Annotated in this window: 29 protein-coding genes, 2 pseudogenes and 1 other annotated feature; all 31 genes and pseudogenes read right to left on the bottom strand. The window is 41.8% G+C overall.

The annotated features are described in order from the left end of the window. Positions 1 to 2: 2 nt before the first annotated feature. A complete protein-coding gene (gene obgE, locus SporoP17a_RS02185) occupies positions 3 to 1,298 on the bottom strand; it encodes a GTPase ObgE (RefSeq protein WP_083031820.1) in 1,296 nt (431 codons plus the stop codon). Positions 1,299 to 1,301: 3 nt separating this feature from the next. After that, positions 1,302 to 1,835 carry a Spo0B domain-containing protein gene (locus tag SporoP17a_RS02190; RefSeq protein WP_083031822.1) on the bottom strand — a complete coding sequence of 178 codons (534 nt, stop codon included), beginning with the start codon at positions 1,833 to 1,835 and terminating at the stop codon, positions 1,302 to 1,304. 330 nt (positions 1,836 to 2,165) lie between these two features. After that, positions 2,166 to 2,459: a 50S ribosomal protein L27 gene (rpmA, locus tag SporoP17a_RS02195; RefSeq protein WP_083031825.1), complete on the bottom strand. Its 294-nt coding sequence runs from the start codon at positions 2,457 to 2,459 to the stop codon at positions 2,166 to 2,168. A 12-nt stretch (positions 2,460 to 2,471) separates the two neighbouring features. Next, positions 2,472 to 2,798 (bottom strand): ribosomal-processing cysteine protease Prp, encoded by a 327-nt coding sequence (locus tag SporoP17a_RS02200; RefSeq protein WP_083031828.1) that lies wholly within the window; start codon positions 2,796 to 2,798, stop codon positions 2,472 to 2,474. 6 nt (positions 2,799 to 2,804) lie between these two features. Further along, positions 2,805 to 3,113 (bottom strand): 50S ribosomal protein L21, encoded by a 309-nt coding sequence (gene rplU, locus SporoP17a_RS02205; protein WP_029053696.1) that lies wholly within the window; start codon positions 3,111 to 3,113, stop codon positions 2,805 to 2,807. A gap of 13 nt (positions 3,114 to 3,126) precedes the next feature. Then, positions 3,127 to 3,200, bottom strand: a sequence feature (ribosomal protein L21 leader region). A 70-nt stretch (positions 3,201 to 3,270) separates the two neighbouring features. Then, complete coding sequence (locus tag SporoP17a_RS02210) at positions 3,271 to 3,888, bottom strand: site-2 protease family protein (RefSeq protein WP_083031831.1); 618 nt, start codon at positions 3,886 to 3,888, stop codon at positions 3,271 to 3,273. Beyond that, positions 3,885 to 4,427, bottom strand: a complete 543-nt coding sequence (locus SporoP17a_RS02215) for a peptidoglycan DD-metalloendopeptidase family protein (protein ID WP_083031834.1) — start codon at positions 4,425 to 4,427, stop codon at positions 3,885 to 3,887. Before SporoP17a_RS02215 ends, SporoP17a_RS02210 begins: the two co-directional genes overlap by 4 nt. Positions 4,428 to 4,526: 99 nt before the next feature. After that, on the bottom strand, positions 4,527 to 5,327 hold the full coding sequence (gene minD, locus SporoP17a_RS02220) for a septum site-determining protein MinD (RefSeq protein WP_083031836.1): 801 nt from the start codon (positions 5,325 to 5,327) through the stop codon (positions 4,527 to 4,529). Position 5,328: 1 nt separating this feature from the next. Continuing rightward, positions 5,329 to 6,000 (bottom strand): septum site-determining protein MinC, encoded by a 672-nt coding sequence (gene minC / locus SporoP17a_RS02225; protein WP_083031839.1) that lies wholly within the window; start codon positions 5,998 to 6,000, stop codon positions 5,329 to 5,331. Positions 6,001 to 6,019: 19 nt separating this feature from the next. Beyond that, a complete protein-coding gene (gene mreD, locus SporoP17a_RS02230; protein WP_083031842.1) occupies positions 6,020 to 6,541 on the bottom strand; it encodes a rod shape-determining protein MreD in 522 nt (173 codons plus the stop codon). After that, the gene (gene mreC / locus SporoP17a_RS02235) at positions 6,538 to 7,431 is read right to left on the bottom strand and encodes a rod shape-determining protein MreC (RefSeq protein WP_083031855.1); all 894 of its coding nucleotides are present in this window, start codon (positions 7,429 to 7,431) and stop codon (positions 6,538 to 6,540) included. The genes mreD and mreC overlap by 4 nt, the downstream gene beginning before the upstream one ends. Before the next feature lie 24 nt (positions 7,432 to 7,455). Next, the gene (locus SporoP17a_RS02240; protein ID WP_083031858.1) at positions 7,456 to 8,469 is read right to left on the bottom strand and encodes a rod shape-determining protein; all 1,014 of its coding nucleotides are present in this window, start codon (positions 8,467 to 8,469) and stop codon (positions 7,456 to 7,458) included. A gap of 169 nt (positions 8,470 to 8,638) precedes the next feature. Continuing rightward, positions 8,639 to 8,842 (bottom strand): annotated as a pseudogene (locus tag SporoP17a_RS02245) (JAB domain-containing protein); the annotation flags it as partial. 105 nt (positions 8,843 to 8,947) lie between these two features. Continuing rightward, positions 8,948 to 10,759: a reverse transcriptase/maturase family protein gene (locus SporoP17a_RS02250; protein ID WP_083031861.1), complete on the bottom strand. Its 1,812-nt coding sequence runs from the start codon at positions 10,757 to 10,759 to the stop codon at positions 8,948 to 8,950. A gap of 558 nt (positions 10,760 to 11,317) precedes the next feature. Continuing rightward, positions 11,318 to 11,818: pseudogene (gene radC, locus SporoP17a_RS02255) on the bottom strand (RadC family protein); the annotation flags it as partial. Beyond that, positions 11,818 to 12,417, bottom strand: a complete 600-nt coding sequence (locus SporoP17a_RS02260) for a Maf family protein (protein WP_083031864.1) — start codon at positions 12,415 to 12,417, stop codon at positions 11,818 to 11,820. The pseudogene radC and the gene SporoP17a_RS02260, both read right to left, overlap by 1 nt. 84 nt (positions 12,418 to 12,501) lie before the next feature. After that, entirely contained in the window at positions 12,502 to 13,128 is a 627-nt protein-coding gene (locus SporoP17a_RS02265) for a hypothetical protein (RefSeq protein WP_083031867.1), read from the bottom strand. A gap of 91 nt (positions 13,129 to 13,219) precedes the next feature. Further along, a complete protein-coding gene (locus tag SporoP17a_RS02270; protein ID WP_083031870.1) occupies positions 13,220 to 13,975 on the bottom strand; it encodes a prepilin peptidase in 756 nt (251 codons plus the stop codon). A gap of 11 nt (positions 13,976 to 13,986) precedes the next feature. Further along, positions 13,987 to 14,673 carry a hypothetical protein gene (locus tag SporoP17a_RS02275; RefSeq protein WP_083031873.1) on the bottom strand — a complete coding sequence of 229 codons (687 nt, stop codon included), beginning with the start codon at positions 14,671 to 14,673 and terminating at the stop codon, positions 13,987 to 13,989. Further along, positions 14,666 to 15,373: a PilN domain-containing protein gene (locus SporoP17a_RS02280; RefSeq protein ID WP_083031876.1), complete on the bottom strand. Its 708-nt coding sequence runs from the start codon at positions 15,371 to 15,373 to the stop codon at positions 14,666 to 14,668. The genes SporoP17a_RS02275 and SporoP17a_RS02280 overlap by 8 nt, the downstream gene beginning before the upstream one ends. A gap of 7 nt (positions 15,374 to 15,380) precedes the next feature. After that, a complete protein-coding gene (gene pilM, locus SporoP17a_RS02285; protein ID WP_083031879.1) occupies positions 15,381 to 16,373 on the bottom strand; it encodes a type IV pilus biogenesis protein PilM in 993 nt (330 codons plus the stop codon). A gap of 143 nt (positions 16,374 to 16,516) precedes the next feature. Then, positions 16,517 to 16,957 (bottom strand): type II secretion system protein, encoded by a 441-nt coding sequence (locus SporoP17a_RS02290; RefSeq protein WP_167693364.1) that lies wholly within the window; start codon positions 16,955 to 16,957, stop codon positions 16,517 to 16,519. 146 nt (positions 16,958 to 17,103) lie between these two features. Continuing rightward, on the bottom strand, positions 17,104 to 17,559 hold the full coding sequence (locus SporoP17a_RS02295) for a type II secretion system protein (RefSeq protein ID WP_083031885.1): 456 nt from the start codon (positions 17,557 to 17,559) through the stop codon (positions 17,104 to 17,106). A gap of 118 nt (positions 17,560 to 17,677) precedes the next feature. Further along, positions 17,678 to 18,889 carry a type II secretion system F family protein gene (locus SporoP17a_RS02300; RefSeq protein ID WP_083031888.1) on the bottom strand — a complete coding sequence of 404 codons (1,212 nt, stop codon included), beginning with the start codon at positions 18,887 to 18,889 and terminating at the stop codon, positions 17,678 to 17,680. A gap of 2 nt (positions 18,890 to 18,891) precedes the next feature. Continuing rightward, a complete protein-coding gene (locus tag SporoP17a_RS02305; RefSeq protein ID WP_083031890.1) occupies positions 18,892 to 19,929 on the bottom strand; it encodes a type IV pilus twitching motility protein PilT in 1,038 nt (345 codons plus the stop codon). A gap of 11 nt (positions 19,930 to 19,940) precedes the next feature. Next, on the bottom strand, positions 19,941 to 21,608 hold the full coding sequence (locus tag SporoP17a_RS02310) for a GspE/PulE family protein (RefSeq protein WP_083031892.1): 1,668 nt from the start codon (positions 21,606 to 21,608) through the stop codon (positions 19,941 to 19,943). Between the two features lie 15 nt (positions 21,609 to 21,623). Beyond that, complete coding sequence (locus tag SporoP17a_RS02315; protein WP_083031895.1) at positions 21,624 to 23,120, bottom strand: VanW family protein; 1,497 nt, start codon at positions 23,118 to 23,120, stop codon at positions 21,624 to 21,626. Between the two features lie 32 nt (positions 23,121 to 23,152). Beyond that, positions 23,153 to 24,697: a DUF7305 domain-containing protein gene (locus SporoP17a_RS02320; protein WP_083031898.1), complete on the bottom strand. Its 1,545-nt coding sequence runs from the start codon at positions 24,695 to 24,697 to the stop codon at positions 23,153 to 23,155. Further along, entirely contained in the window at positions 24,694 to 25,152 is a 459-nt protein-coding gene (locus tag SporoP17a_RS02325; protein WP_167693365.1) for a prepilin-type N-terminal cleavage/methylation domain-containing protein, read from the bottom strand. The genes SporoP17a_RS02320 and SporoP17a_RS02325 overlap by 4 nt, the downstream gene beginning before the upstream one ends. After that, entirely contained in the window at positions 25,152 to 25,628 is a 477-nt protein-coding gene (locus SporoP17a_RS02330; protein WP_083031903.1) for a type IV pilus modification PilV family protein, read from the bottom strand. Before SporoP17a_RS02330 ends, SporoP17a_RS02325 begins: the two co-directional genes overlap by 1 nt. A 140-nt stretch (positions 25,629 to 25,768) precedes the next feature. Beyond that, the gene (locus SporoP17a_RS02335; protein ID WP_083031906.1) at positions 25,769 to 26,977 is read right to left on the bottom strand and encodes a bifunctional folylpolyglutamate synthase/dihydrofolate synthase; all 1,209 of its coding nucleotides are present in this window, start codon (positions 26,975 to 26,977) and stop codon (positions 25,769 to 25,771) included. Position 26,978 lies beyond the last annotated feature (1 nt).

The raw sequence follows: 26,978 nt of genomic DNA on the forward strand, positions 1-26,978 counted from the left end.
TCTTACTCCAAGAACTCGAACTCGTAGCTCATGATACGTACGATATCCCCGTTTTTCGCACCACGTTCACGCAACGCTTCATCGATTCCCATACCACGCATCTGACGTGAGAACTTGCGGACTGATTGATCAAAGTTGAAATCAGTCATCTGGAACAAACGCTCTATTGTATAACCGGACAACATGAACGCTCCATCATCGTCACGTGAAATAATGAAATCAGGACCAGTTGTTTCGTGTTTGTACAATACTGAATTGCTCGCTTCTTCTTCGTCTGCATCCGTCAACATTGGGAATTCCGGTGTAGTTTCAAGCAGATCTAAAATGGCGTATAGCAATGGATCCAAACCAGTTCTTGTCAATGCAGAAATCGGGAATATTTGAACCTCTTCTTCACCAAGCGCCTCTTTAAATATTTCCAAATTTTCTTGTGCATCCGGCATATCCATTTTATTCGCCACAATAATTTGTGGGCGTTCAGTCAAACGCATATTGTACTGCTCTAATTCTTTATTGATCGTCTGATAATCTTCAAACGGCTCACGACCTTCAAGTCCTGACATATCGATAACGTGCACGATTACGCGCGTACGTTCGATGTGACGCAAGAATTGATGTCCGAGTCCAATTCCTTCATGTGCGCCTTCGATCAATCCAGGCAAATCCGCCATGACGAATGTACGGTGATCATCCGTTTCGATCATTCCGAGATTCGGAACTAATGTAGTAAAGTGATAATCCCCAATTTTTGGCTTCGCTGATGAAACGACTGACAATAACGTGGATTTACCAACACTCGGGAATCCAACAAGACCGACGTCAGCGAGAACTTTCAATTCAAGCACGATATCTTTACTAACGCCTGGCTCTCCTTTTTCAGAAAGCTCGGGCGCTGTGTTCTGTGGCGTAACGAAACGACTGTTACCGCGTCCTCCACGCCCACCGCGCGCAATGACTGCTTGTTGGCCATGTTCCACCAAATCTGCGATAATCGTTCCGGTTTCTGCATCTTTGACGACCGTACCAGGCGGAACTTTAACGATCATATGCTTACCGCTACGGCCGTGCATATTTTTACTTTGACCATGCTCTCCGCGATCCGCTTTAAAATGACGCTGATAACGGAAATCCATTAATGTACGCAATCCTTCATCCACTATAAAGATGACGTCCGCGCCTTTCCCGCCATCACCACCGGATGGCCCACCATTGGCTATATATTTTTCACGACGGAACGAAACCATACCATCGCCACCGTCGCCACCTTTAACAAACACTTTAACGTGATCCACAAACATAATTTATAATCCTCCTAATTGTCCACTGATGGTAAACGTCCATTGATCCGGTTCACCGTGGACTTCGACCGTAAGCTGAGATGAATGTTCTGGGATGTCTAGTTGCTTCGCGTACAGCTCGGTAAATGTCAGTTGCATACTCCAAGAAGTAGTGTCTGTCGTGACTTCAATCGTCACAGGACAATCTGCATAGCGCTGGATTTTTTCTTCTACTGCCAGCACCACTTGCTCCAAGTATTCGACCAACTCGCGGTCCGTTTCACTTGAATCAATTTTTTCCGTAATATCACAATACAATTGCACTTTCAGAACCGGATATCGCCACCCAAGTGTCGTAATCCATTCTTCAGTAAGAGGCATAGATAATTTCTGAAGCAATGCCTCTCGCTGCATGTCCCCCGTTTTCTCAAGAATGCAGTTTCGTGCTTCTGTGTATTTCCCCATATCGAGATTCATGAGGATTAATTGCAGATCATTCATGTGATCGTGTCGACTAAATCTCACTGCCTGCGACACATTTAGCTCATTTTCCCCCATATTTTCACCACCAGCTGTTTTCGTACTTCTTAGTATAGCATTTTCGTGCGTAAATCACTAAAAATATCATCACCGCGTAACAATTTACCTAAAATGTATGACTCCTCATCTTCCAGATTGCTTAAGCGCTCATTATTCGTCGGTAAGCGCTCAATAAAACGTGTATCCGCTCATAAAAACAGCCAAGCGATCATACACACTCGCTATCCGCTCTATTCACTAGGCTAAGCGCTCATAGTTCCCTAACATCCGCTCATAACATACCAATCTTGACATAAGAAAAAGGACTGCAACAAGTGCAGTCCTCTTTCACATCGTCACGCTATCCAATTAAGCTTCTTGCGTTGCTGCTGGGTAGACACTGACTTTCTTTTTGTCGCGGCCAAGACGTTCAAAACGAACGACGCCGTCGATTTTTGCGAATAGAGTATCATCTCCACCGCGACCAACGTTTTCACCTGGGTGAATTTTTGTTCCACGCTGGCGATAAAGGATGGATCCTCCAGAAACGATTTGTCCGTCTGCGCGCTTAGCACCAAGACGTTTCGAATGTGAATCACGACCGTTCTTAGTAGAACCTACACCTTTTTTCGATGCGAAAAACTGAAGATCTAAACGTAACATAGCTGCCACCTCCTACTTTTTAAAGGTTAATTTTATATAATCTGCATAGTCTAGTTCAATCGTTTGTAAAGAAATAATCATGGCTTGCAGTAGCAGCTGAACTTGCGCATCTTGTTCCGTTACCGGAAACGCCACACGTAAGTATCCACCATCCGCACCTTGATCAACGTCGGGTTCGATCGAAGTCAATTGCATAATAGCATTTACCGCACCAAATGATACGGCAGAAGCACCAGCACAAACTAGATCTTGACCGTGTTCTGCAAAGTTTGCATGACCATCCATCTCAAAAACTGAGATGCGCCCAGAAGGCTCTTTTATAATTCTGACATGTATCATGCCGGATTATAGATTGATTCCGTCAATAACGATTTTCGTGTATGGTTGACGGTGTCCTTGTTTTTTACGGTAGTTTTTCTTTGCCTTATATTTGAAGACAACGATTTTCTTTGCGCGGCCTTGCTTGACAACCTTACCTGTTACAGTTGCGCCTTCTACGAATGGAGCACCGACTTTAACGTCATCTCCGCCCACCATTAGCACCTTGTCAAAAGTTACCACTTCATCCGCTTCACCAGCAACCTTCTCAATGAAGATCTCTTGGCCTGCTTCAACTTTGATTTGTTTTCCACCAGTTTCAATAATTGCGTACATACTTGCACCTCCTCTAATTATACAGACTCGCCTTGACAGGTGATTCCTTGGAATACTTGAACCTGTTTAGTGCGGTTGTAGCACGGGTGCTACAATCAATAACAGTAAAATATTATCACATAGAAAAGAGCAGGTCAAGCATTATTCCTATAATCTTTTAAAAGAAGGAAGTTTCCCTTTTAGTGAGCTGTTCAAAGACCCGCTCGTACCTTCTAAAACGATAGGATATAATGTTCTGCACTGCTAAATACGATGTAATCATAACGAGTGGCAAACTGTCCGGCAAATACGCAATAAAAAATGCACAAAGCGATGCAGACACGATGATGGAGTACACTAAGAAGTTCGAGCGCGTAGTGTATTTCGTCGCCTCTGTCTCTAGCAAAACAGACACCACTTGTCCACCGTCAAGAGGTAGGATCGGTAATAAATTCACACTCAACAAGATCAGTTGAATCTTTACGAACTGCGCATCTCCGGGGAATGTCCAACACATACCGAGTACTAACAAAACAGCTGTCGCGACAGGTCCACCGAGCGCCACGATCAGCCGTTGCTGTTTACTTGCCAGTTGCCGATTAACAAATTGCAATTCCCCTCCATACGGTAAAATGGTGCAACTCCTAATTTTCATTCCGACGTGTCGAGCAGCCAAAACGTGTCCTAGTTCATGAAAAAGTAAAGAGAATAAGAGCAACGCGTACAATGACACACCACCGACGATCATGAAAAATAAAAAAATCGGCAACAATACGGGATGAATACGATACTTCATTGCTGACCGTCCGACATATACGTGGCTAACACAGTAGGCTCTAGCGGTATCCCATTGCGTTTCACGCGAATATACACCGCTTCCTCATCCATCATCGCAATCTCATCCCCATGCTTTACAGCTGTGTACGGCAGCGTCGAGAACGAGCCTACGAATCCATACGTTACTTCATCACCATTATCGTATTGAACGGTCACTGTTTTTCCTGACTGTCTGGTATAGCCTGTAAAGACGACTAGTCCGCTTCCTTGTGAAGTGATCGACATCGGTTGAGTATACGAAATAATAGCTCCGTCTTGATAGGGCTGGAACGATTCGTACGTCTCGAACGGATTAAACACGGGATCCCCAGACACCGTGATGACTTCATCTTCTGCCATCCAGGAAGACACCCACTTCTTCATCACCACAAAATCTTTTCCAGTCGTTACATATTGCGTAATGGGTATATTGACTAACTGGCGTTCTTCCAGTTTTGATAAGCCTACAACAGACACCATCAGCACAATAGCGATGATCCATTTCGTTTTCCACTTCATCACGTCCCCTCCCTTACCTGCAGTGTATGAAAAGAAGGAGAATTAAATGACGAATGAAAAAGCTCAGCACCATAAAAGGTACTGAGCTTTGAGATTGTATTATTTGCTGAACATATTCTTGATCTTGCCGAAGAATCCTGCTTTGCTTTTCTCCATCGTCATCAATGGCACAGACTCACCTAAGATTCGTCGTGCAATATTACGATACCCAATTGCAGCAGGGTTTGCCGGGTCCATCACGACAGGTTCGCCTTTATTTGAAGCAGATATAACGTTTTGATCATCCATTACGATACCCAATAAATCAATCGATAAATGCGTCGTAATTTCATTGACATCTAACGTTTCACCGCTCTCCATCATACCGCTTCTAATACGGTTGATGATCAATTTCGGTGGCTCCAGTCCTTCTTCCGCTTCAAGCAGTCCAATAATACGGTCTGCGTCACGCACAGCAGAAATTTCTGGAGTCGTCACGACAATTGCACGGTCCGCACCAGAAATCGCATTTTTAAATCCTTGCTCAATGCCTGCTGGGCAGTCAATCAAGACATAATCATAATCTTGTTTTAATTCTAACACGAGTTTCTTCATCTGTTCCGGATTCACAGCACTCTTATCAGTCGTCTGAGCTGCTGGTAGTAAGAACAATCGATCCTCGAAACGCTTATCTTTCACAAGGGCCTGATGAACTTTACAACGTTCTTCCACAACATCGACCAAATCATAAATGATTCGGTTTTCTAAGCCTAGAATTACGTCCAAGTTACGCAGACCGATATCTGTATCCACTAAACACACTTTTTTCCCTTGTAACGCAAGAGCGGTACCAAGATTGGCTGACGTTGTGGTTTTTCCAACGCCACCTTTACCAGAAGTAATGACAATTGCTTCTCCCAAATTATATACCTCCCTTAAATGTAGCAAGGTCCGGACGTAAATATCGGAGCTCCTGAAGACGGTCTATCGCAATCTGCCCATTCTTTTGAAGATACGCACATTCCATTTCAGGTTGCTCAGAAAGAACCGTCAATTCGTCGGTCATGATCTCGATCTTATCCGCAATTTTCAGATGCGTCGCTTCCAACCAAGATGCAGCAATGACTGCATCTTTATTGCCTTGTGCTCCCGCATGTGCAATGCCTTTGACACGGCCCAGTACATAAATACTGCCGCCTGCAATGACTTGTGCACTCTGATTCACATCACCGATAATGACCAAATCGCCATCAGCCTTTACGACCTGACCCGATCGAACGATTCCTATATAGGTTTCGGACTGCTTCTCGATCAACTTTCTCTCACACTCTTTTAACGAAACGACGTCACTATGTACCTTCGAAACTCGCAAATGAGGGGAAGTATGAATGACCGATTGAATCTTGTTCATGTCTTTCTCGTCACAATAACGATGCCCTAGATGCAACTGTACTTCAGACACACCTTCTAGTACGCTGCTCTGCACTTTTTCTTTCAACTCACTTAGCAATTCAGTAAATGCGCAATGGTCATCTAATCGTAATACTAAGCCGTCTTTTGTTCCTTTTATCGTTATCAACTGTGATTTCGTCACCTACATCACCTCACAATACTTAAAAGCCTGCTTGTTTTTGTAAAAATCTTTTCTCTGTAATCTGTTTGAACATATAGCCGAACATCACGATAAATAATGAATTCGCGATCATTGTCGGAATGAGTCGACTTGTGAAGAATTCGCTGAAATCAATAGACGTTAACGCAATCACACTAGCAAAAAAGTACGACAACAATTCCAGTAACACAATCATTACTACTGATAATACCATAACCGTCACGGTATGACGCTCAATTTGTCGAATTACTAACGCCGCAACGTAACAAATCAGCGGATACATGAATGTGTATAATCCAATAATATCAATATGATACATATCATACAACAGTCCGAGGACAAATCCGTAAATAATCGCTCGCTTGCTATTGTAATACGTCGCAATGAAAATTAAATAGACCATTAGAAACCTAGGTACCGTGATGTATAACTCGTTGTTTATTTCAATAGGTGAAAATAGACTGAAAATAGGTTCCAAGAAAAATAACAGGACAGCAAGTAAAGGAATGATGAATCGGATCATGACTCATCGTCCCCTTTTGCATGTGCAGAGTTGCCTCCGTCGGTCCCGTCAACCACTGTCATGGTTCGCTTCGCAATCATCACGTGATCTAGTTGTGAGAAAGTAGCTGCTGGTTTTATATACGCTAGCTTTGTCAGACCATAGTCATCTGTAGAGACTTCGGTTACTTCCCCTATCAAAATACCTTTCGGGAAAATTCCTCCGAGTCCTGAAGATATCACTTGCATCCCTTTTTTTACATTGAAGCTAGAATCTAAACGCTTCATGATCAGCTGCCTAGAAGTCCGGTCGTACCCTTCGATCAAACCGAACATTTCTTGTTCACCAACGACCATTGCCGCCACACGAAAATCGCTATTTTCCGTCGAAATTAATTCGACTGTGGATGTGAATGGAGTCGACAAAATGACTTTCCCAATCAAACCTTGTGCCGTCATGACCGCCATATTGGCGTCCACTCCAGCTGTTGTTCCTTTGTCGATGATGATTTTCTCTTCCCATTGATCGGGATTACGTGAAATGACTGTAGACTGAATTGGCTCAAATGTACGCAGATTCTCTTGTTTATCAATGATTTCCCGCAGCTTCACATTATCCGCCTTAACATCTACTAACTCCGCTTGCATAGCGGCATACGTTTCCAGACGCTCTTTTAATCGTTTGTTTTCTTCGTATGTATTAAGCATCGTATCAATATTTTCAATAAGTCCCGTTACAAAGTGGGCTGGTTTCGTCACAAGTGATTGCCCAAAACCCACGACATCCTTCACTGCTTGTTCCGGAACATTTGCATGATTTCGGTCACGAAGTGAAAATGCAATTAATGCCACAAGGACGATTACTCCTACTAATAAAATGATTAATCGTTTATTGGAAAAAAAACGCGGCATTGCCTACATCTCCTCCAATTAATATTATGATTGAATTTTCTTAATGAGTTCTAAATTATCCAACGCCTTACCCGTTCCAATCACGACACAATCAAGCGTATTTTCCGCTACAAAGGCAGGCATTTTTGTTTCTTCAGAAATGGCTTTATCGAGGTTACGAAGCAATGAACCGCCGCCCGTTAAGACAATTCCACGCTCCATGACGTCTGATGCCAATTCAGGTGGTGTCTGCTCAAGCGTCTTTCTCATACCTTCAATAATTAAATCCATCGGTTCTTTCAACGCTTTCGTAATTTCCTGTGAATTAATTTCCATCGTTTTCGGCAGACCTGTCAATAAATCACGACCGTGGATATCCATCTTTTCTGTCTGATCCAAATCAAACGCCGAACCAATTTGCATCTTGATGTTTTCGGCCGTACGTTCACCGATCATCAATTTATATTCTTTACGGATATACGTTATGATAGCCGTATCCATGGAATCTCCACCTACACGGATCGATGTGCTCGTTACAATACCACCTAAAGAAATGATGGCCACTTCCGTCGTACCTCCACCTATATCGACGACCATACTGCCGGTTGGTTCCCATACTGGTAAATCTGCACCGATCGCAGCCGCAAACGGTTCTTCAATCGTATATGCTTCCTTCGCACCTGCTTGACGTGCAGCATCGATCACTGCGCGTTGTTCAACAGATGTAATACCATAGGGCACACAGACCATGACCGTCGGCTTCGTCCATGAAGTTCCTGCTGATTTTAGCGCTTCTTTTAAATAATGACGAATCATAGCAGTTGTTGTTTCAAAATCTGCAATAACTCCTTCTCGCATTGGGCGAATAGCAACAACTGAACTCGGCGTTCGTCCGATCATGGCATGCGCTTCACTGCCTACCGCAACGATTTCACCCGTCGTCGTATTTTTCGCTACGACAGAAGGCTCCCTTAGCACAATACCTTTATCCTTAATGAAAACTAGAGTATTGGCTGTCCCCAAGTCAATTCCTACGTTTCTTGATCTGAAACCAAACAAGTCAATTCTCCCTTTCTATCAAACCATCATCGGTATTCTTAAAAGCATACACCACATTATAACGGAAAGGTAACTTAATTTACAGTGTCACCCGGCTAGTTTGCAAAAAACATCGAAAAAGAGACTGATTTCCCAGTCTCTCCACTTTTTTGCGACAAAATTCATGTCTTTATATGTAGCCTTTGTCTTTTAAACTGATGAATTTCTGATCGCCGATGATAATATGATCGAGCACGTCCACACCCATGATCTGACCCGCTTCCATCAAGCGCTTTGTTACTTCAATATCTTCTCTTGAAGGCGTCGTGTCACCGCTCGGATGATTATGTGAAATAATCATCGATGCAGCCGAACGTTTAAACGCTTCACGGAAGTAGGGTGAGAACCCAGCGCCTTGGTATATTGCTATACTAGGTTTCCAAGAACTCCCCTCCAAACCGTACGTACTCCTCTCAGAGTATACGGCTTTCCATTTACTTTAATCTAACTTGCCATTATGCAAATCGTGATGGCATGTTACACATAATGCCATCGTTTTTCGTCTACGGGCTATCATTCTTTGCTCCCATTTTTTCTTACCTTGTAAATCTTTCAATTTATGAACGTGATGCATCTCAAGTGGTACACCTGACAAAGCACACCATTCACACTTTTCGGCAAGTAAACGGTCAATCATACTTGTTCGCCCTGAATAAATTAATGTATTCTCAACTGTATCGACGGTTGGTTGTTTTATCGCATCGTTTTTTTCCATTCGTTGCAACGTAAAGTAGGCTGTTTTAAGGCCTTCTTTCGTTTCATATCGAACCCCGAATTCTCCGTTAATGCTGAATTTATTGATCGTCTTACTGACGGTAGACTTGTATTTATTCGCGTACGTTTTAATCATGCTATATTTCATGGTTTGACGGAAGGACTGTAAAACATGTACATTACTCGCCAAGCGGTAGTAATTGTAGTAGCCTTCTATTTCCGCATTGTACGTTCGTAAAATTTCGAGGTCGTCATTGTGCACCAAATACGAGCGATGTATTGGTTTCCAGCCATTATTTGGTCCTATTTTTAACGCATTCAACTGTACTAACTTTTGGATATATTTTTCGTGTGGAACGAAAAGCTTTGTTTGATAGTTAAATTTTCGTTTTTTTGTTCCATTTGGCATTTTCATTCGATGCCAATCTCTAGCGACACGAATATCATAACCAAGAAAGCGGGCATTGTTCTTACTATGGGTAATCAAAGTTTTCTCTGCACTCAGTTCTAGTTTTAGTTGTTCTTGTAGGAACTGCGTTAAATCTTGTTTGACATGTTCAGCTTCCTTTTTACTACCAATGACACCGAGTAAAAAATCATCCGCATAACGAACGTATTTCAAGCGGCGATAATTTGGATCAAAGAGGTCTTTACTGTCATGACTTTGCAGTTCTTTGTAAAGGGCTTTTACCCCCTTCAACCGCTCCTTCTTTTCCTCTTCAGATAAAGTTGGCCAATCACGTTTATTTTTTTCTTTGCGATTGTTAATCTTGGAAGCAAGGTTATGATAGGAAGAATTGTGAATTCTTTTGTCACCTTTGTTATAGCGTGCAATATATTTCCCCACATAATCATCGAGTTCATTCAAATAAATATTCGATAAAAGCGGGCTGATAATTCCACCCTGTGGTGCACCGCTATAGGTTTTATGAAATACCCAATCTTCTACATATCCTGCGCGCAAAAATTTCCAGATTAAATTGATGAGCTTCTCATCGTGAATTCTTTTTCGCAAAATGCCAACTAAAACATGGTGGTCGATATTATTAAAGAATCCTTTAATGTCACCCTCAATAAACCATCTAGTTCCCGTAAAAGTATTACGGATTTCTTTTAATGCGGTATGACAGCTACGATTTGGTCTAAATCCATGAGAGTGAGCAGAGAACGATGGTTCAAAGATGCTTTCAAGCAGTCGGCGAACAACTTCTTGTACTAATTTATCCTCAAAGGTAGGAATGCCTAACGGTCTTGTTTTCCCATCCTTTTTAGGGATATATACCCTTCGTGCTAGATTAGGTTGATACGTTTGATTTTGTAGTTTTTCAATGAGCTTTTCAATACGTTTCATACTCATACCATCAATTGTATCTTCATTGACTCCTTTAGTGTTGCTGCCCTTATTCCCATACAGTTTTGCATATGCTTCTAAATAGAATTCTTTGTTGTACAAGTTGCGATACAGTCGCTCAAATACATAATTACCGACTTTTGCTTTGGCAGTTAGACGATTTAATACTACTGTTGGAATTCTCATAGAGCCTCCGCTCCTTCCCAATTTGGTATTAACGTTATAAACTGCTCCCCTTCGCCACGTACTAGGCTTTCCCTAGCTCAGACTACTACGGGAGCTCCGTTACCTTATCAGATATTCAGCATCAAATATGCATAGCCTTTTAGGCGTTCTGACTTAGGTAATCCCCATTTAGATTTATAGAAATATCGCATGTATGATATCGGATGTGACGTTCGCTCGTTACTTTTATACGAAAGTTGGGTGAAATGGTATCAAATCATCATTCTCGAAGTTTTTAAGAATGAGGCACATTTCATATAGCGTATATCATTACCTCCCGCTAAAGGTCCCCGTAGTCCCCCTTGAGCTATCATTCAGGCAGTTTAGCTTTCATCCTTGTTCATACGTTTCATCTCGCCATTCAGTCGTGCTTTGGTAATTAAGCAACTTATGGCTTTTCCAACATGCTACACTCCCTGTCCGGTTTCCCTTTCAGATAAGTTGACTAATGATAAGGGTAAAACATTATGATATTCCCTTACTGCTGTGCGAAAGCAGACTTTCTATAGACCCTTATGGGCGCACCACTTCGCGTGGATGTACTATGGAAGAATTCAAACTACCAATGAAAATCGTCTGCTTATGTAGCACTTCATTTTTGACATTTAAAAATAACACAACAAAATGTTCTTGGTTCAACGACGACATATCCGTCATCAAATAATTTGCGGCATCTTCGGGTGAACGGATCTTATAGCGTTCATGCGGCGCCGCACGATACAACCGCTTGCCAAGTTCTGCTGCAGCTAGTAACTGCACCGCCTTCGCTTCACCAATCCCTTTAATCTTCGTCATTTCATCCACCGTCAGCTCTTTCAAATCTTGCAGACGGTCAATTGTTGACAACACCCGGTTGGCGAGCACGAGAACGGACTCTGAGCGCGAGCCTGTGCGCAGTAGGATCGCCATCAACTCCTGATTCGATAAACTGCTCGCCCCTTCCCGTATTAAACGCTCACGGGGTCTGTCCGCGATATGCACATCGCGGATCATCATTTGTGGTGCCAGATCAAAAGGCATTACGCGCCACCGCCTTCTAAAATCAACAAACCTTCTTGACGCATACGGTTGACCAGATCACTGATCGGCAACCCTACGATATTTTGGTAATCGCCCACCATATTTTCTACGAACAGCATCCCTTGCGTTTGGATGCCGTACGCACCTGCTTTGTCTGAAGCATCACCAGATTTCACATAAGCGTAAACAAGCTCTTCATCCAGATTCCTAAACTTCACTTGAGACAAACCAGCAAACTGAATCGTCTTCCCATTCGCAAGGATCGTCACACCTGTAATCACTTCATGCAACTCTCCAGATAACTCCATTAAGAAATCAATAGCTTGCGCGTCATTTGCCGGCTTTGGGAATACTCTGCCGTTTTTCACCACAATCGTATCCGCCGCAATAATGATTTCTTCTTCTGATTCAACTACCGCAAGCGCCTTTCGCTCCGACAAACGAACCGCATACTCATATGGCTCTTCTAGCGTGAACGGGACATCCTCATCTACATCACTCGGTCTCACCGTGAAATCAATTCCTGCAAGCTGTAGTAATTCTTTACGTCTCGGCGAAGAAGATGCGAGAACGATTGGTTTTAGACTAATAAATTTCATTGGAACAACCCCCTTTTTCCTAGTGTACGCTATTCTGCACGATTTGAAAAAAGGGCAAAATTCAATTCTTCCTCGTATATGGGATCAAAATTGAATTTTGAAGCATGGATCCTGGTTCGAATAGTGTGCTAGCAGATGCAGTCTCGCGACAGAGGAATCCTTCGTAAATGCCGTGATAGCGGTCACTTTCTTCTCAAAGTCTCCACCTTTTTTCGCATCTTTGCCATCCTTAGACAATTCAATTTTCGATAAATCCTCTGCAAGTAGCGCTTTTCTCACTTCACCGGCATCTGCTGACTTGCAAGTGCCTGGTGCAACGGTGATTCTCTTCTTAAACGCGTCTTCACCTTCCTTTAAAATGACATCGCTCTCTTTCAGCCATACTGCTCCCCAAACGTAAAACTGACCACCTGCTGGCACGACAGCCGTACTCGCGAGACTCGGATTCTCCGCTACGAAATCCGTTGCGGCCTCTTGACTCGAAAATACGCCATGCTGCTTGACGAACATCGTATCTCCGCCCTCAGCCGCCCCTCCCTTGTCCTCTGTTTTCGGCCCAGTCGTCGCCACCGTTTCACTTGCCTTATCCTCTTTCCCTCCCGTAGTCGATATCGTTAGCCCGATCACTAGCACCGCGACCAAGCCGATCGCCACTCCTTGTACTAACGCCCGAATCACAATGTTCTTTGAATACGTCCTGCGGAAATTCATTCCATCACTCCAGTAGTTTTCTTCCACCTTACCAAAACGAACGCAAAAAAAGACGAGACTGTTGTCGTCTCGTCCATAAACATTTACCGATTTAGTTCAACAAACCTGTGTACCAACTGACAAGCTGCGCGCCATAAAAATAGGCAATGAGTGCAGCAGCCGCAATCGAGGGACCAAATGGCACAGGCGTCTTTCGTCCTCGCTTCGTCTTTTTCAAGAAAATCAGTCCGACAATCGCGCCAATCAATGATGCGAGAAACAGCGTCACTAACGTCTGCATCGTCCCGAGCACTAAGCCGATCACGAAAAACAATTTAATATCGCCACCGCCCATACCGCCATTTGACACAATCGCAATCAACAGCAACAAGCCGAACCCAATCGCTGCACCAAGTAAACTATCCCACCAAGGCGTCAGTGGACTAACGAAGCGCAGAATGAAAATCGCAATACCAAACGGTAATAAAATTTTATTTGGGATCAACATATACTTGAGGTCGGATACCGTTAACATAACAAGCATCGAGATAAACAGCAGCGCCACAACGAGCTCCCACTGGAAACCAAAGTATAAGTATGCACAAACGAACAACACACCCGTGATCAGTTCCATCGTGGGATAAAGCGCACTGATCTTCTCTTTACAGCCTCTGCACTTGCCGCGCAAGAATACGTAAGAGAAGACCGGCACTAGGTCAATCGCAGTCAAGTTCCGATCACACGTCGTACAGTGCGAAGGAGGCGACACGATCGACTCCTTTAGCGGCACACGCAGGCCGACGACATTAAAAAACGAGCCGAACGTGATGCCGTAGAGGAAGAAAAACATACTATAGAGCCATTCCATGAACTACCTCCTCACTCCGCTTTCTCGGTACCTGTCATTTTATTGATCGTTGTCGGATCAAACTTCAATGCAGGTGGCGGCGCATCCACTTTCGGCGCCTCGTTTTGTAAATTGACGAGATCGGGACGGAAGTACGCATGAAACGAAATGACGACTTTCATTTCCCCTACGTCGGATTCTTCTTCCGTTTTCTCGGCAGTTGCTTCAAATTGAATCGTCTCTACATTCATAATCCGAATCATTTCTTCGATTTCATAGATGAACGTATCCACTTGCTTATATGTATCTGCAGCGAGTGTCACTTCCATTAATACCGTTTCAAGATTTTGTACATTTTCAGGCAACCGTTCGATATCAAATACTTCTTTTGAAAAAGTAATTCCTTCTATTCTACTATTGGATTTCACTTCTGCCTTCTCTAGACGAATGAGCAATGCGTCTTCAAGCGGTATAACCGGCACGACTTTTTGAAGTGGCGCAGACGTTACCGTTTCATTCGGATCTTTATTCGCTAATTGCTTTTGTAATGAAAATAACACATCACGTTCTGAAGCAAATTGAGCCGCCATCTGATCCTTCGTTTCTTTCGCCGGCAAGTAGACGTTCGTCACCGTGTAGTAGACGAGTGCAATAAGGAAAATCGAGGCCAATACGACCAATCCGATCTCCATCTGACGTTTAGATAGATACTTATTCAAGCGTATCGCCTCCTTCCGTATTCCCATCTACAGGAGGTTGTGGTTCTTCAGGTGCAGGTTGCTGTGGTTGTTCTTCAGCAGGTGGGGCTTCCTCTTGCGGCTCTTCAATCGCATTTGGGTCTACATCTGCATCTGTACCTGGCAGCGCACGGTCATCAACAAACTGAATGAAATAGGTAGCGAAATATCTAGGCAAGACATTCTCGCGTTCTTTAATAACTAATTTTTCCGTCTCAATTCCTTCGAATGTCGCATCAATTACTAACGAGGATGCTTTCATTCGTGTTAGATAGAGCGCAGGCTCCATCAAATCATCAAACTGCACCTTCAACGTCACTTCATTCGGTGCAGCGAAAGTCAACTCCTGGAAGAATCCTCGATCAGGCAATGCTTTCGAAAGATCTTCTATAAGAGGTTGTGTTTTATATTGATGCCCCTTAAGAAACTCCACCGTCGCAGCTAACTGTTCTTTTTCCTGACCAAATGCAGACAACCGCATTTGGGACGTAATACTTTCTTGTTGTTTCTGTATTTCATATGTAGATTGTTGTAACTTTTGAGCTTCATCATCATATTTTTGAGCGAAGAAATACAGCACGACCCAACTAATGAAAGCGACTAAAAGGATGGCAATCGCTATCCAAAGAAAAGTAGTCTTCTCCCGGATCTTCTCCGGCAGTAGATTTATATCGACTAACATACGCGTATTACACCTCTTCCTTCAGTGCGAGACCAATAGCTCGGTGGAAATCCGCAGTAATAGCGGTTCCATCCACACAACTAATCGGCTCCTTCACTAAGGGAAGTGCTTCGATCGCTAAACGTTCTCGTACCATCTGCAATAATTCCTCTTGTTGTGTAAAGGTTCCATTCCATACTAGATGGGTTATGGTCGAATCATTCTCCGCCAAATTAAAGCGATAGAAATTCGCCAGTTTCTCGAGCTCCATGACGATCGTAAGTGGCTCAACCTGCTGTTCCAGCTCTTCACCTGTCGACATGCTGAGCGGCAACTCAAGTTCCATCGAGCGTATGAACAATGGATAATGAGAATAGAAAATAGATACGGTCAGACTACGACCACGCAAATCAGCAAGGAGAATATGTTCGGTCCCCTCAAATTGATGTACATGGTGTGCCAGACGGTACAGAGAAAGTGGCGCAATGTCCGCCACAACAGGTTCTAACTTTACGGACTTCAGCACTTCTTCATACGTCTGCATAATACTTTCTTTGGACGCAATCAAAATCGCTTCATTTTGCGCATTATTCGCTGTATACGGAACGACATCAAATACCGGATCATCAAATGGCAAATAAATCGTCGAACCAATCTCGATAAAGAAATGGCTTTTCAGCTCTTCATCCTCTACCGTGTCCGGATACGCAACACGTCGGATAATGACATATGTATCGGGCGCAAGAAACGCCACGTCACGCTTCGCAAGATTCCAATCTTTCACAACCTCTGTCAAGACATCCCGGAGCATATCCTCTTCAGTTATTCGGCCTTCTTGGATGACATGTTCAGGTAGCAACATCTCTTTTGCAGTGTCTAGCACGATCGGATCCAAGGACTTTATTCGTACGTACCGAATCGCGACATCGTCAAGTGTTAATGAATAAACACGTTTTTTACGGCTGAATGTTGGCATAGTGAGTTTGGAAAGCGGGCGTTTTAAATTAGATAAAATAGACATAAACGAACTCCTTCCAGACGAGAGAACTCAAGGTGTTTGGTGATTTTTTCTAGTGAACTAGTAATGGTAAGTATAGCAAATGTGGTGGGAGAAAGGAAGATTGGTAGGGAACTTGATTAGTTATTATACCGTCGATCTCAATTCTATGGAATAGCCGGCAAACTACCACATTCCGCTTTCCCTACTTTCGTATACTTACCACTATTATTAATCATTTCTACTGTCGCTTTACGAAATTCAACTTTATTTTTCTTAGTGTAGGCCATACCGCAAATCCATGATGGTTTATCTTCAGCAATCCAAAAAGAATCGTTAACTAGATTGATATCTTGAAGATACCCCTCTCTCATTAGATCGGTTACACTAACAGAGTTTACAGATAAATCATGGTGAGGATTTTCGATGAAATATAAATCTGCCATTTCAATTAATAAAATAGCATTATTTTTTTCCGACTTGATACGTGAGTTTTCTAATAGGTTAGAAATAAAAGGAATAGCGATTGCTGCAATGACACCCAGAATTATAATGACTGCAAGTAATTCAACAAGTGTGATTCCGCGACTATCAAAAGTTTTTTTCATAATAGCTACATCCTTTACAATTTTCAGTTGTAAATATCGTGAAATAATTGAATTCATTTATCTCTGAGGATATTTATTTCAAAAAAGACTCTGTAGAGATTAATCTCTGCAGAGCCTTATATCATTTCATTTTTAATTATTAACGATTAACGATTAACTGTAACGTTTGTACCACCAACTTTATTATCAGCAGCATTAATATCTGCATTTGAAGCATTAGCAAAGACCACGTTTATGTTACCGTTAGTCGCAGTTCCACTAATGGTGATATTAGTAACAGTAGCACCTTCACCTGAAGCTTTAGTGATTGTACCTAAAGATTCAGCTGTAAAACTACCAGTATCTTCTAAGAAACCTTCTGTTTTTAGAACTTCAGTAGTTACCGACGTGGCATCTGATTTTGATTCCGCAAAATAAATATTAGCGGCAGATATAGCATTCTGTCCATCAGCCTTAAGTGCACTTACCTTCGAATTCGTAATAATATTCCCAATAGCCGGCACCGCAATCGCAGCAATAATTCCCAAAATAACAATAACTGCCAGTAGCTCGACAAGCGTCAAACCTTTTTGATTTAATTTCTTCTGTAAAAATTTTTTCATATAATTTCCTCCTCTTGTTTTTTCTTACTCTATTAATATAGTATATCAGAGGTATTAGGAAAATAACACTAGTTTTATTGAAATAAATAAAGACTATAGATAACATTTGTTATTTCTGTTACAAACTATCTATCTGTTCAAACATACTAAACATCGGCATCATGATTGCCAAAACTATAGTCCCGACTATTGCTGCTAGGAAAACAATCATTAAAGGCTCTATTAAAGCTTTTAAGCGGTCTGTAGCAGCCTCTACTTCCTTTTCATAGAAGTCAGCAACTTTTGCTAGCATCGAGTCCAAAGAACCAGTTTCTTCTCCAATCGCAATCATATGCGGGATTAAAGGAGGGAAAGCCCAATGGTTCATCATCGGCTCAGTTAGTGATCCCCCACGTTCCATGGACGCTCTGGATTCTCCAATTACTTTCGATATTACTTTGTTGTCTACTACTCTCTCCGTCATCGCTAGAGACTGTAGAATTGGAACCGAGCTCGAAAACATTGAGCTAAGCGTTCGCGTCATCATAGCCAAAGAAGATTTCTGTACGATATTACCAAAGATCGGAAGCTTCAATAAAATAGTGTCTAGTATGTATTTCCCTTGAGGATTATTTCGTATTAATGTGATACCCACGACAATTGCGGCAACTGCCAATATTACGACATACCAGTAGCTCTGCATGAAATCACTGGCTCGTAGTACGAATATTGTAAGCCAAGGCAGTTCCCCGCCAATACTATCGAACATCTCCACAAACATTGGCACGACGAATGAGAGCAGGAAAATAACTACTCCGATAGCCAATATACCGACGACAATTGGATAAGACAACGCAGACATTACTTTTTGTCTTGAACGATAAGCTTTCTCGAAATGGTCAGCAAGTTGATCAAGGGACTCATCCACTGTACCTGATAATTCTCCGGCACTGATCATATTCAAAATCAAAGGTTCAAAAACTTTAGGATGTTTAGCTAAAGCAACCGACAAAGGAGTACCTGTCCGCAAATCCTCCTGAACTGATGTTAAGATCTTTCGAAAAGCCGCCTGCTCCACCTGCATAGATAAAATCCTCACCGCATCCACAATCGTAACCCCCGCTTGAAGAAGCGTTGAGAACTGTCGCAAGAACATGATCAATTGATCACGCTTTACCGGACTTCCAATAGTTATATCCTTCGTCAAAACAGTCTCTTTCTGTTCCACAAGACTTACCACACGAATCCCTTGCCCTTTAAGTTTGATTGCCGCATCACGTTTATTCGTAGCGGTTACCGTACCACGGCGAATCGCTTTAGCATCTCGCCCTTCATATGTAAAACGAGCCACTATTAATCATCCCCTTGCAAAAACGGCAATGCTGCTTCATACGAAATAATTCGCTGATCCATCAAATTCTTTACGGAGTGATCCATCATATGCATCCCTTGCGCACGACTTGTCTGAATGACGTTTGGAATCTGGTGAATCTTCTCAGATCGTATCAAGTTCGACACAGCAGGATTATTAATCATAATCTCCGTTGCCGCACGTCTGCCTTGCTTATCCATCGTCTGGAATAAACGCTGAGAAACGACTGCCTTCAAAACGCCCGCCAATTGCACACGAATTTGCGCCTGTTGACCATGAGGAAATACATCTATGATTCTATCAATCGTCGAAGCAGCACTCCACGTGTGTAAAGTCGCAAGAACTAAGTGGCCGGTTTCCGCAGCAGTAATGGCCGTAGAGATCGTCTCCAAATCTCGCATCTCACCAACTAGAATAACGTCCGGATCTTGACGCAAAGCAGCACGTAAACCGTCCGCAAACGACAGCGTATCAAAACCGACTTCACGCTGATCAATAATAGAAGAACCGTGCGCATGCATATACTCAATCGGATCTTCCAATGTAATAATATGCTTTCGCATCGTTTCATTCATATAACGGATCATCGCTGCAAGTGTTGTGGACTTACCTGAACCTGTTGGCCCCGTTACTAAGATTAGTCCTTGTGCCGTATCAGATAAACTCTTCAACGTTCCCGGCATATTCAAATCATCGATTGTCGGAATCTTTGTAGGAATCGTCCGGAATGCCAATGAAATCGCACCGCGTTGTTGGAATGCGTTGACACGGAAACGTGAAACGCCAGCGATTTCATAAGAATAGTCAATCTGTCCAGCTTCTTTAAATGCAGGAATCATCTTTTCTGGGATCGTCTGATAAGCAATTTCTTTTGTGTCTTCTTCAGTCATAACCGTTTCACCAAAACGTTTCAAGTCACCATGTACCCGGAAAACTGGCGGCACGCCTATAGTTAAGTGAATATCGGATGCTTTAATTTTGAAGGCCTCAGTTAGTAATTGATCAATTCTTTCCGTCACAGCAAACACTCCTAATCTAACAAGGCTACTCTCAACACTTCTTCAGTAGTTGTAATGCCTTGCTTCACTTTTTCCAAACCATCATCTATCAGGAATATCGTTTCACTTCTCTCTGCAATATCACGAAATACTGTAGGTGCTGCGCCGCTATTAATGGCATCACGCAATTCTGCATTTATGATCAAAACTTCATGTATCGCAATACGTCCACGATAACCAGTCATATTACACGCAGAACAACCTGTACCGCGATGTATCGTTTCTATCGTTTTCCCACGTCTAGCAAAAATCTCTTTTTCACGATCGGTTGCCTGTTGAAAAGTACCACAGTCTCGACAAACACGACGAATCAATCGTTGAGCTACAATCGCATTCAGAGAAGCCGTCAAAAGGAAAGGCTCCACACCCATATCAAGCAATCGTGATATAGACGCAACCGAGTCATTCGTGTGGATCGTGCTTAAAACTAAGTGTCCAGTCAATGAAGCACGTATTGCGATTTCCACTGTCTCTTTATCCCGAATTTCTCCGACCATTACTATGTCAGGATCTTGTCGCAATATCGACCGTAACCCTGTCGCAAACGTCAATCCCACGTTAGAATTCACTTGAATTTGATTAATTCCTTCCAATTGATACTCCACAGGATCTTCAATCGTAATAATATTTACCTCTTCGCTATTCAATCGATTCAAGGCTGCATATAACGTAGATGACTTACCAGAACCCGTTGGCCCTGAAATTAACACGATACCATTCGGCTTCTCTATCTCTTTAAGGAACCGTTCCAGATTCGTCGGCCCAAAACCAAGCTTTGTCATATCGTTCAACGAGCTGCTCAAGTCCAAAATACGCATAACGACTTTCTCACCAAAGACTGTTGGCAAAGTCGATAACCGTAAATCAATCGGACGGAAATCAATCATTACTTTAATCCGACCATCTTGCGGCATACGAGTTTCTGTAATGTTTAAATTCCCCATGATTTTAATCCGCGCAAGCAACATCGACTGCATATGCTTTGGTAAAACTCGTTCCGTCTGCAACTTCCCGTCAATTCTAAAACGGATCATAACTTGGTGTTCTTGAGGATCAATATGAATATCACTAGACTTCATAGAAACCGCACTAGAAATAATCTGGTTCACTAGACGCACTACAGGAGAATCATTATCTACGATATCATCTTGTTGCTCCATCTGACTTGCAGTAGTTTCCGGTTCTTCAAACAGCAAGTCATCAAATAATTCATCATCATAATATCGAGTGATCGTTCGTGTGATATCATCTTTTGACGCAATCGCAGTTTCTATATGAAATCCTGTGGAAAGTCGTAAATCTTCAATCGTATTGTAATCCATTGGGTCCGCCATCGCGACAAATAATTTATCTCCATCTTTTTTCAACGGAACAATCATTTTTTGCTGCGCTAAACCTTTAGGTACAATATTAAACAACTTCGGATCAAACGGATATCGGAACAAGTTGACGTGAGGAATTCCGAGTTGGAACTCCAACACTTCAATTAACTGCTGCTCCGTAATATAACCACGCTGCAATAACGCATCACCAAGTCGCTCATCCCGGGACTTTTCTTTCAACGTACTCATTAACTGTTCGTCCGATAGCAAACCAGACTCTATTAATAAATCTCCAAGACGTTTTCTAGTTGTCGCCATCTGAATCCCCCTTTATCAATCGATTGGATTACCATTCTTGTCGACTTTAATCAGATTGCCACCTTTATCGTAATCATAGTTTACGTCATCTTTTTCACCGGAACCGTTCGAGTTACTTGAACCACTTCCATTGGATGATCCGGAGCCAGATGAATCACTGTTGCTTGATCCGCTTCCAGTAGATGATCCTGAGCCTTTGCTCCCCGATCCCAAGTTACCATCGCTACCTGTTCCGCCACCATTTGGAGAAGTGGAGCCATTTTCGTTAGATGAATTAGACGGATTATCAGTCGACCCATTACCTGAAGTCTTTCCATCGGTATTGCCAGAATTACTATCCACATTACTATCAGGAACTTTCTCTACTACTTTTTCTAAACTATGACGTTCAATAATTGGTTGCGGTGCATAGAAATCAACCGATACATCTTCAATCTCTTCCAATGAACCATTCAGCATAACATTACGTTTAACCGCAACCTCCATGCCTTTCCTACCTTTATCCACTACTTCAATCGCACCCGCATTTACAAAAGCGCTATAACGGATAACCGTTTTAGGGTCATACTTTGTAATTTTCTCCACTTCAGTATCGTAGCTATGCACAAATGGCAGACCTTCAATTGACAGCTCCAATTGTGAGCCTGTCCAATCCGTACGAATCGTGAAGACTGTTTGATTAGGGTTCGTGAAAAGGAAATCCAAATCGAGCTTACGATTAATTGCCGCTTCGAATCCTGGTTCAACGCCTGCTGGCAATTCAGTAGAAATGTTTCGTTCATCCATGATCCAATTCGTTTGCAGCGCCGCTTTATATAGAAGAGACGCCATAATCGTCATTTGTAAATCTGTCGCACTAGCAGACTCTTTCCCTTCTAGATATTCACGGAATGAAAACGAGGAATTCGGCTGAATCTCCAACCCATCCAAGTCATCCATTAATAAACGCAGACCTTTTGCTAGTTCATCCACTTCATATGTAGCTGAAGCAATCACTTGATTCTGCTCATATAACTCAGGAATATAGTTGGCTACATATACTTGTTGTGGCATAATACCACTCCGTAGCTGAACTTCTATTTGTACAGCAATCGTCTCCACTTCGGCTTCACTGAATGTAAGCGAATTAAAATTCTGCTTCATCACCGTGCGAAGGCCTTCACGGGAAACACTCGCGACTAATGAATTATCATCTCCACTTTTCGCTTGGTTTAGTGTTGCATCCGGATCAAAACTTACTATTTCTGCTGGAACATCTACTTGAAGATCTTGTACGATTAGTTGTACTGATAAGGTTTGTTCAAGCTCTGCAAAATTATTTATAAGCTTTTCTTTTGCATCTTTACGATTATGCTTTGATATGTCAAACGGCCCTGCATATGTGTGCTTGCTGAACTTTTCAAAACTCGAGAAGAAGCCGTCACCTGCGTATGCTTGTTGGGCGAATACTGCGGAGATGACCAGTAATAGAACGCCTAAGACTAGACTGGTTTTGTATAATTTTGATTGCATTGGGCACCTTCCTTTATCAATAAAATATATTGCTAAATTTCTTTGAATTCGCCCTTAGTAATATGCGGTGGTGTGATTATGGTATTGTCAGGAACTACCGGATCGGGCTTATTTGTTCCGGGACCAATTGGAACAGTGTCTATATTTGGCTGTTTGAAAGTCACTTTTGCTCCTCCATCAGCTGTAAATGAATCTGCGTAAATTGCGCCATTTATGTTACCTCCGCCTGATACATTAACAGCTGCATTCGGTGCTAGGATTAATGTTGGAATTGCTTTAGCCCCACCATTTAATGATACCTTTTTCCCGCCAGTTAAAATATTCCCTATAATACCAGAACCGCCTGTCATGGTGACATTCGCATCTTCCGCATAAAAGGAACCGTATATTTGAGTTTCATTAGAGAAAACAATATTCTTAGGTTTATTTGTAGTTGACCCTTGTAAAAAGATTCCTATTTGTTGAGGGTTTCCACTATTACCAATAGACCCTTTAACATATACTTCATCTTTTACCATGAAAGTCAATTTACCAGTTCCTACTACCTCGATCTTTCCTTGTAACACATTAATATCATCGACTACAATAATTCTATTATGATCTCCAACATCAATTTTTAATGAATTATTATTTTCAATTTTTATTGTAGTTAAATACATGTTTTCAGTAACATTTAATGTATAATCCTTAGTACCTGAATTTACATATATACCACCATCTAAAATAACGTTTTTATTACCCACAAGTTTATTTGAAGGCATACTATATGTCGGATACTCAGGAAATTCTGGCAATTTCATCATCCCTAGATTTCTCATACCAATTGGAATAGTAGTATTCATCCAATCGGGCTTTTTTAATGCTCCACTTTCAGAACCATTGGGAACGAATATATTTCCCGAGATCGACGCACCACCATCAAGTGAAATAGAATTTTTCTCTTTCATATTGGTTCCTACGCTTCCGATAATCGTTCCATTGGGCATACTTATATTTCCATTTACAAAAACAGCTGTGCCGTCCGGAACTTTAATTGTGGGTAAACTAGTTGGTGTATCTGTTCCTACATTTCCATCACTGTTATTCCCACCTTGGCCATTGCCTATACTTGGAAGCACTTCATAATTCAAAGTTATAATTTGACTTACTGTTCTTACCTTTTTCCCTATTTTTCCTGTAGAACGGATTTCGTACTTCGAAATATCACGGTCAATCGCCTCTTTTATTTCAACATGTATAATCTTGGGAATTTCTCCGTATAAATCTTCAAATTGCTGATTTTCTGCATCTCCCTCAATATCAGCTAAACGAATTTTTTCACTTACCATCTGAAAAAATTTAGTTTCATCGTCAACTTTAGTAAATTGAGGAGCAGTGGTAATTGCAATTTCATTTATTCGGGCTAGTGTATAGTTCACTCCAGATTCCGCAATGTAGAAAACTGACTGGTCGTCCTGCTCTCCCCTAGTCATTTTAGAATTATTCAATGATAGTCCAATTATGGAGGTGCCTAAAACAGCCATTACAACCAGAACCATTAAAACAACAACAAGTGTATACCCTTTGTCGTTTCTCATGACTCCCCTCCTTCTCTAATCACGATGGTTGTCTCAATCTTTTTCGCATCTTTATTCCTATTAAGTTTATCATCGCTAAACACTTCAATTTTTAATGCTTTACCATCAGGAGACTCCACTTTGAAATCTTTAATATTATCAGCAAGCACTTCATCATTTTTAAATAAAGTGGTACCCTTTCGTCGATAAATATCCGTCTTTGTCTCTTTTTTAATTTCCAGCACATCTTCATCGAATACTCTAAAATTATTCTCTTTTCTAATCTCTTTCGTAAGATATTTCATTACATATAGAATGTTTTCCTGATGTTCTGTTTTTTCTTTTTGGATATCATACTCTTTTTTACCAGAGAGATAGACTCCAAATATCATCAATCCTATTAGTGACAAAAGCACTAGAACAGCCAATAATTCTACCAGTGTTACACCTTTTTGATCTGTGACAGAGTTTCCCATTAGTTTTCCCCCCACCATAGAATTGTTTCCATCTGGGCTCTCAGCTTTTCCTCTAGGTCCAATTGAGATACTTTTACTAGTACGTGTGAAGTTTGATGAGTCACGTCTTTATTAAAGATAATTACAACTTTATAGGATAACTCTGGAATTTCTCGTTCCAATACAATTTCTCTAGCAGTCGAAGGAACTATTTTATAACTAACTCTACCCTCATTCTTTATTACTCTTTCACTTTCCTTAAGCTTTTTTGCTAAGTCAGTAAGGCCATCCTCCTGTCCTTTTATACTAATAATATATTCCATTTCAGATTGAGCAATATATGTTGCATCCATAAACTCTTCAGAAGCTTTATTTTGTTTTGCGACAGTGGGAAAGACTGCCAAGAAGGAAATTATTATAATTGATAGCAACACTAGAGATGCTAAAACCTCCACAAGAGTCATTCCTGAATTTTTTTTCACATAATGCATAAACATATTGGTCTTCCTTCCTGAAATGATTCTTTGATTTCTAAATATATATTAACCTTTATTATCGTCGTATTTTACTATGCAAAATAAAACTAAATACCCTACTATAAATATATAAGTCTATAAAACGCCTTATATTAAGCCTATTATCTCAATAAACTGCTTAATAAGTAAAGAGAGCCAACGACTACTTTTATGTATTTTTGTGAACTTTTCAATTCCACTTCTTCAAATGAAACTACATGGCTCGTTTCTATAGGACAAACCGCCTGCAAATCCTTAGCTTTCGCGGCTTGTATATGTGGAAAATCCACGAATGTAAAACTATTTGCGAGCGATGCCAAGATCTTCAAAGTTTCTGCGTAATCTTTTGTATTCAACATCCCGACAATCCAATCAACCTTTTCACCTGGAAATTGCTCTTCGATCGTACGCACCAACATAGTAGCTGCCGCAGGGTTATGTGCTCCGTCAACATACACGTTCTCAGCAATCTTCTGGAATCGGAAAGGCAACTCGACATGCGCAATTGCCTCAGCTACTTTCTCCTGTTGCAATGGGACACCCGCCTGCAGTAATGCTTCGAGTGCGACTGCGTGATTGATTGCCTGATGTGGCCCCTTCATATTTCTGACAGGGATTTCGAATGTCGACATGCCACTGAACGTTTCGATATCTCCCTGCTGCATAGTGAAATCTTTACCATAAGCACGTACCATACTTTTAGTGGCTTTAGCTTCTGATAATATTACATCTGTTACAATTTCCGATAACTCCCCGATAACGACAGGTTTGTATGGCTTAATAATCCCCGCTTTATGCTCAGCAATTTTCTCTACTGTATCCCCAAGAAACCCAATATGATCCAATGCAATTGATGTAATGACTGACACTAAAGGCGTCACGACATTCGTACTGTCATACCTGCCACCCATCCCCGTCTCAAGCAACACATAGTCAGGTCCTGCGTTACGAAACGCCAAAAAAGCCGCCACTGTCAGCAATTCAAAGTCCGTCAGCATGCCGCTCAATCCTGCTGCTTCCATTTCCTCAAACACATACTCAAGCTCTTCTTGTGTAATCGGCTTTCCATTAATTCGAATCTGATCATGTACGTCGAGGATTGCGGGTGAAGAAAATACGCCCGTTTCAAATCCATGTGCCTGCAGGATTGCTTCCATTACCGCAATCGTTGAACCTTTACCGTTTGTACCTGCCACATGAATAATCCGCAGCTCCTTCTCGGGATTCAACACACATGCCAATGCCTCTTCTATCGCGTCTAACCCTGGTTTAATCGAGTCATCACTCATAAGTTCAAATTGTTTTTTATATTCGTCAAGTTTTGGAATCAAA

Origin of the sequence: Sporosarcina ureae (assembly GCF_002082015.1) — a bacterium.
Classification (GTDB): domain Bacteria; phylum Bacillota; class Bacilli; order Bacillales_A; family Planococcaceae; genus Sporosarcina; species Sporosarcina ureae_A.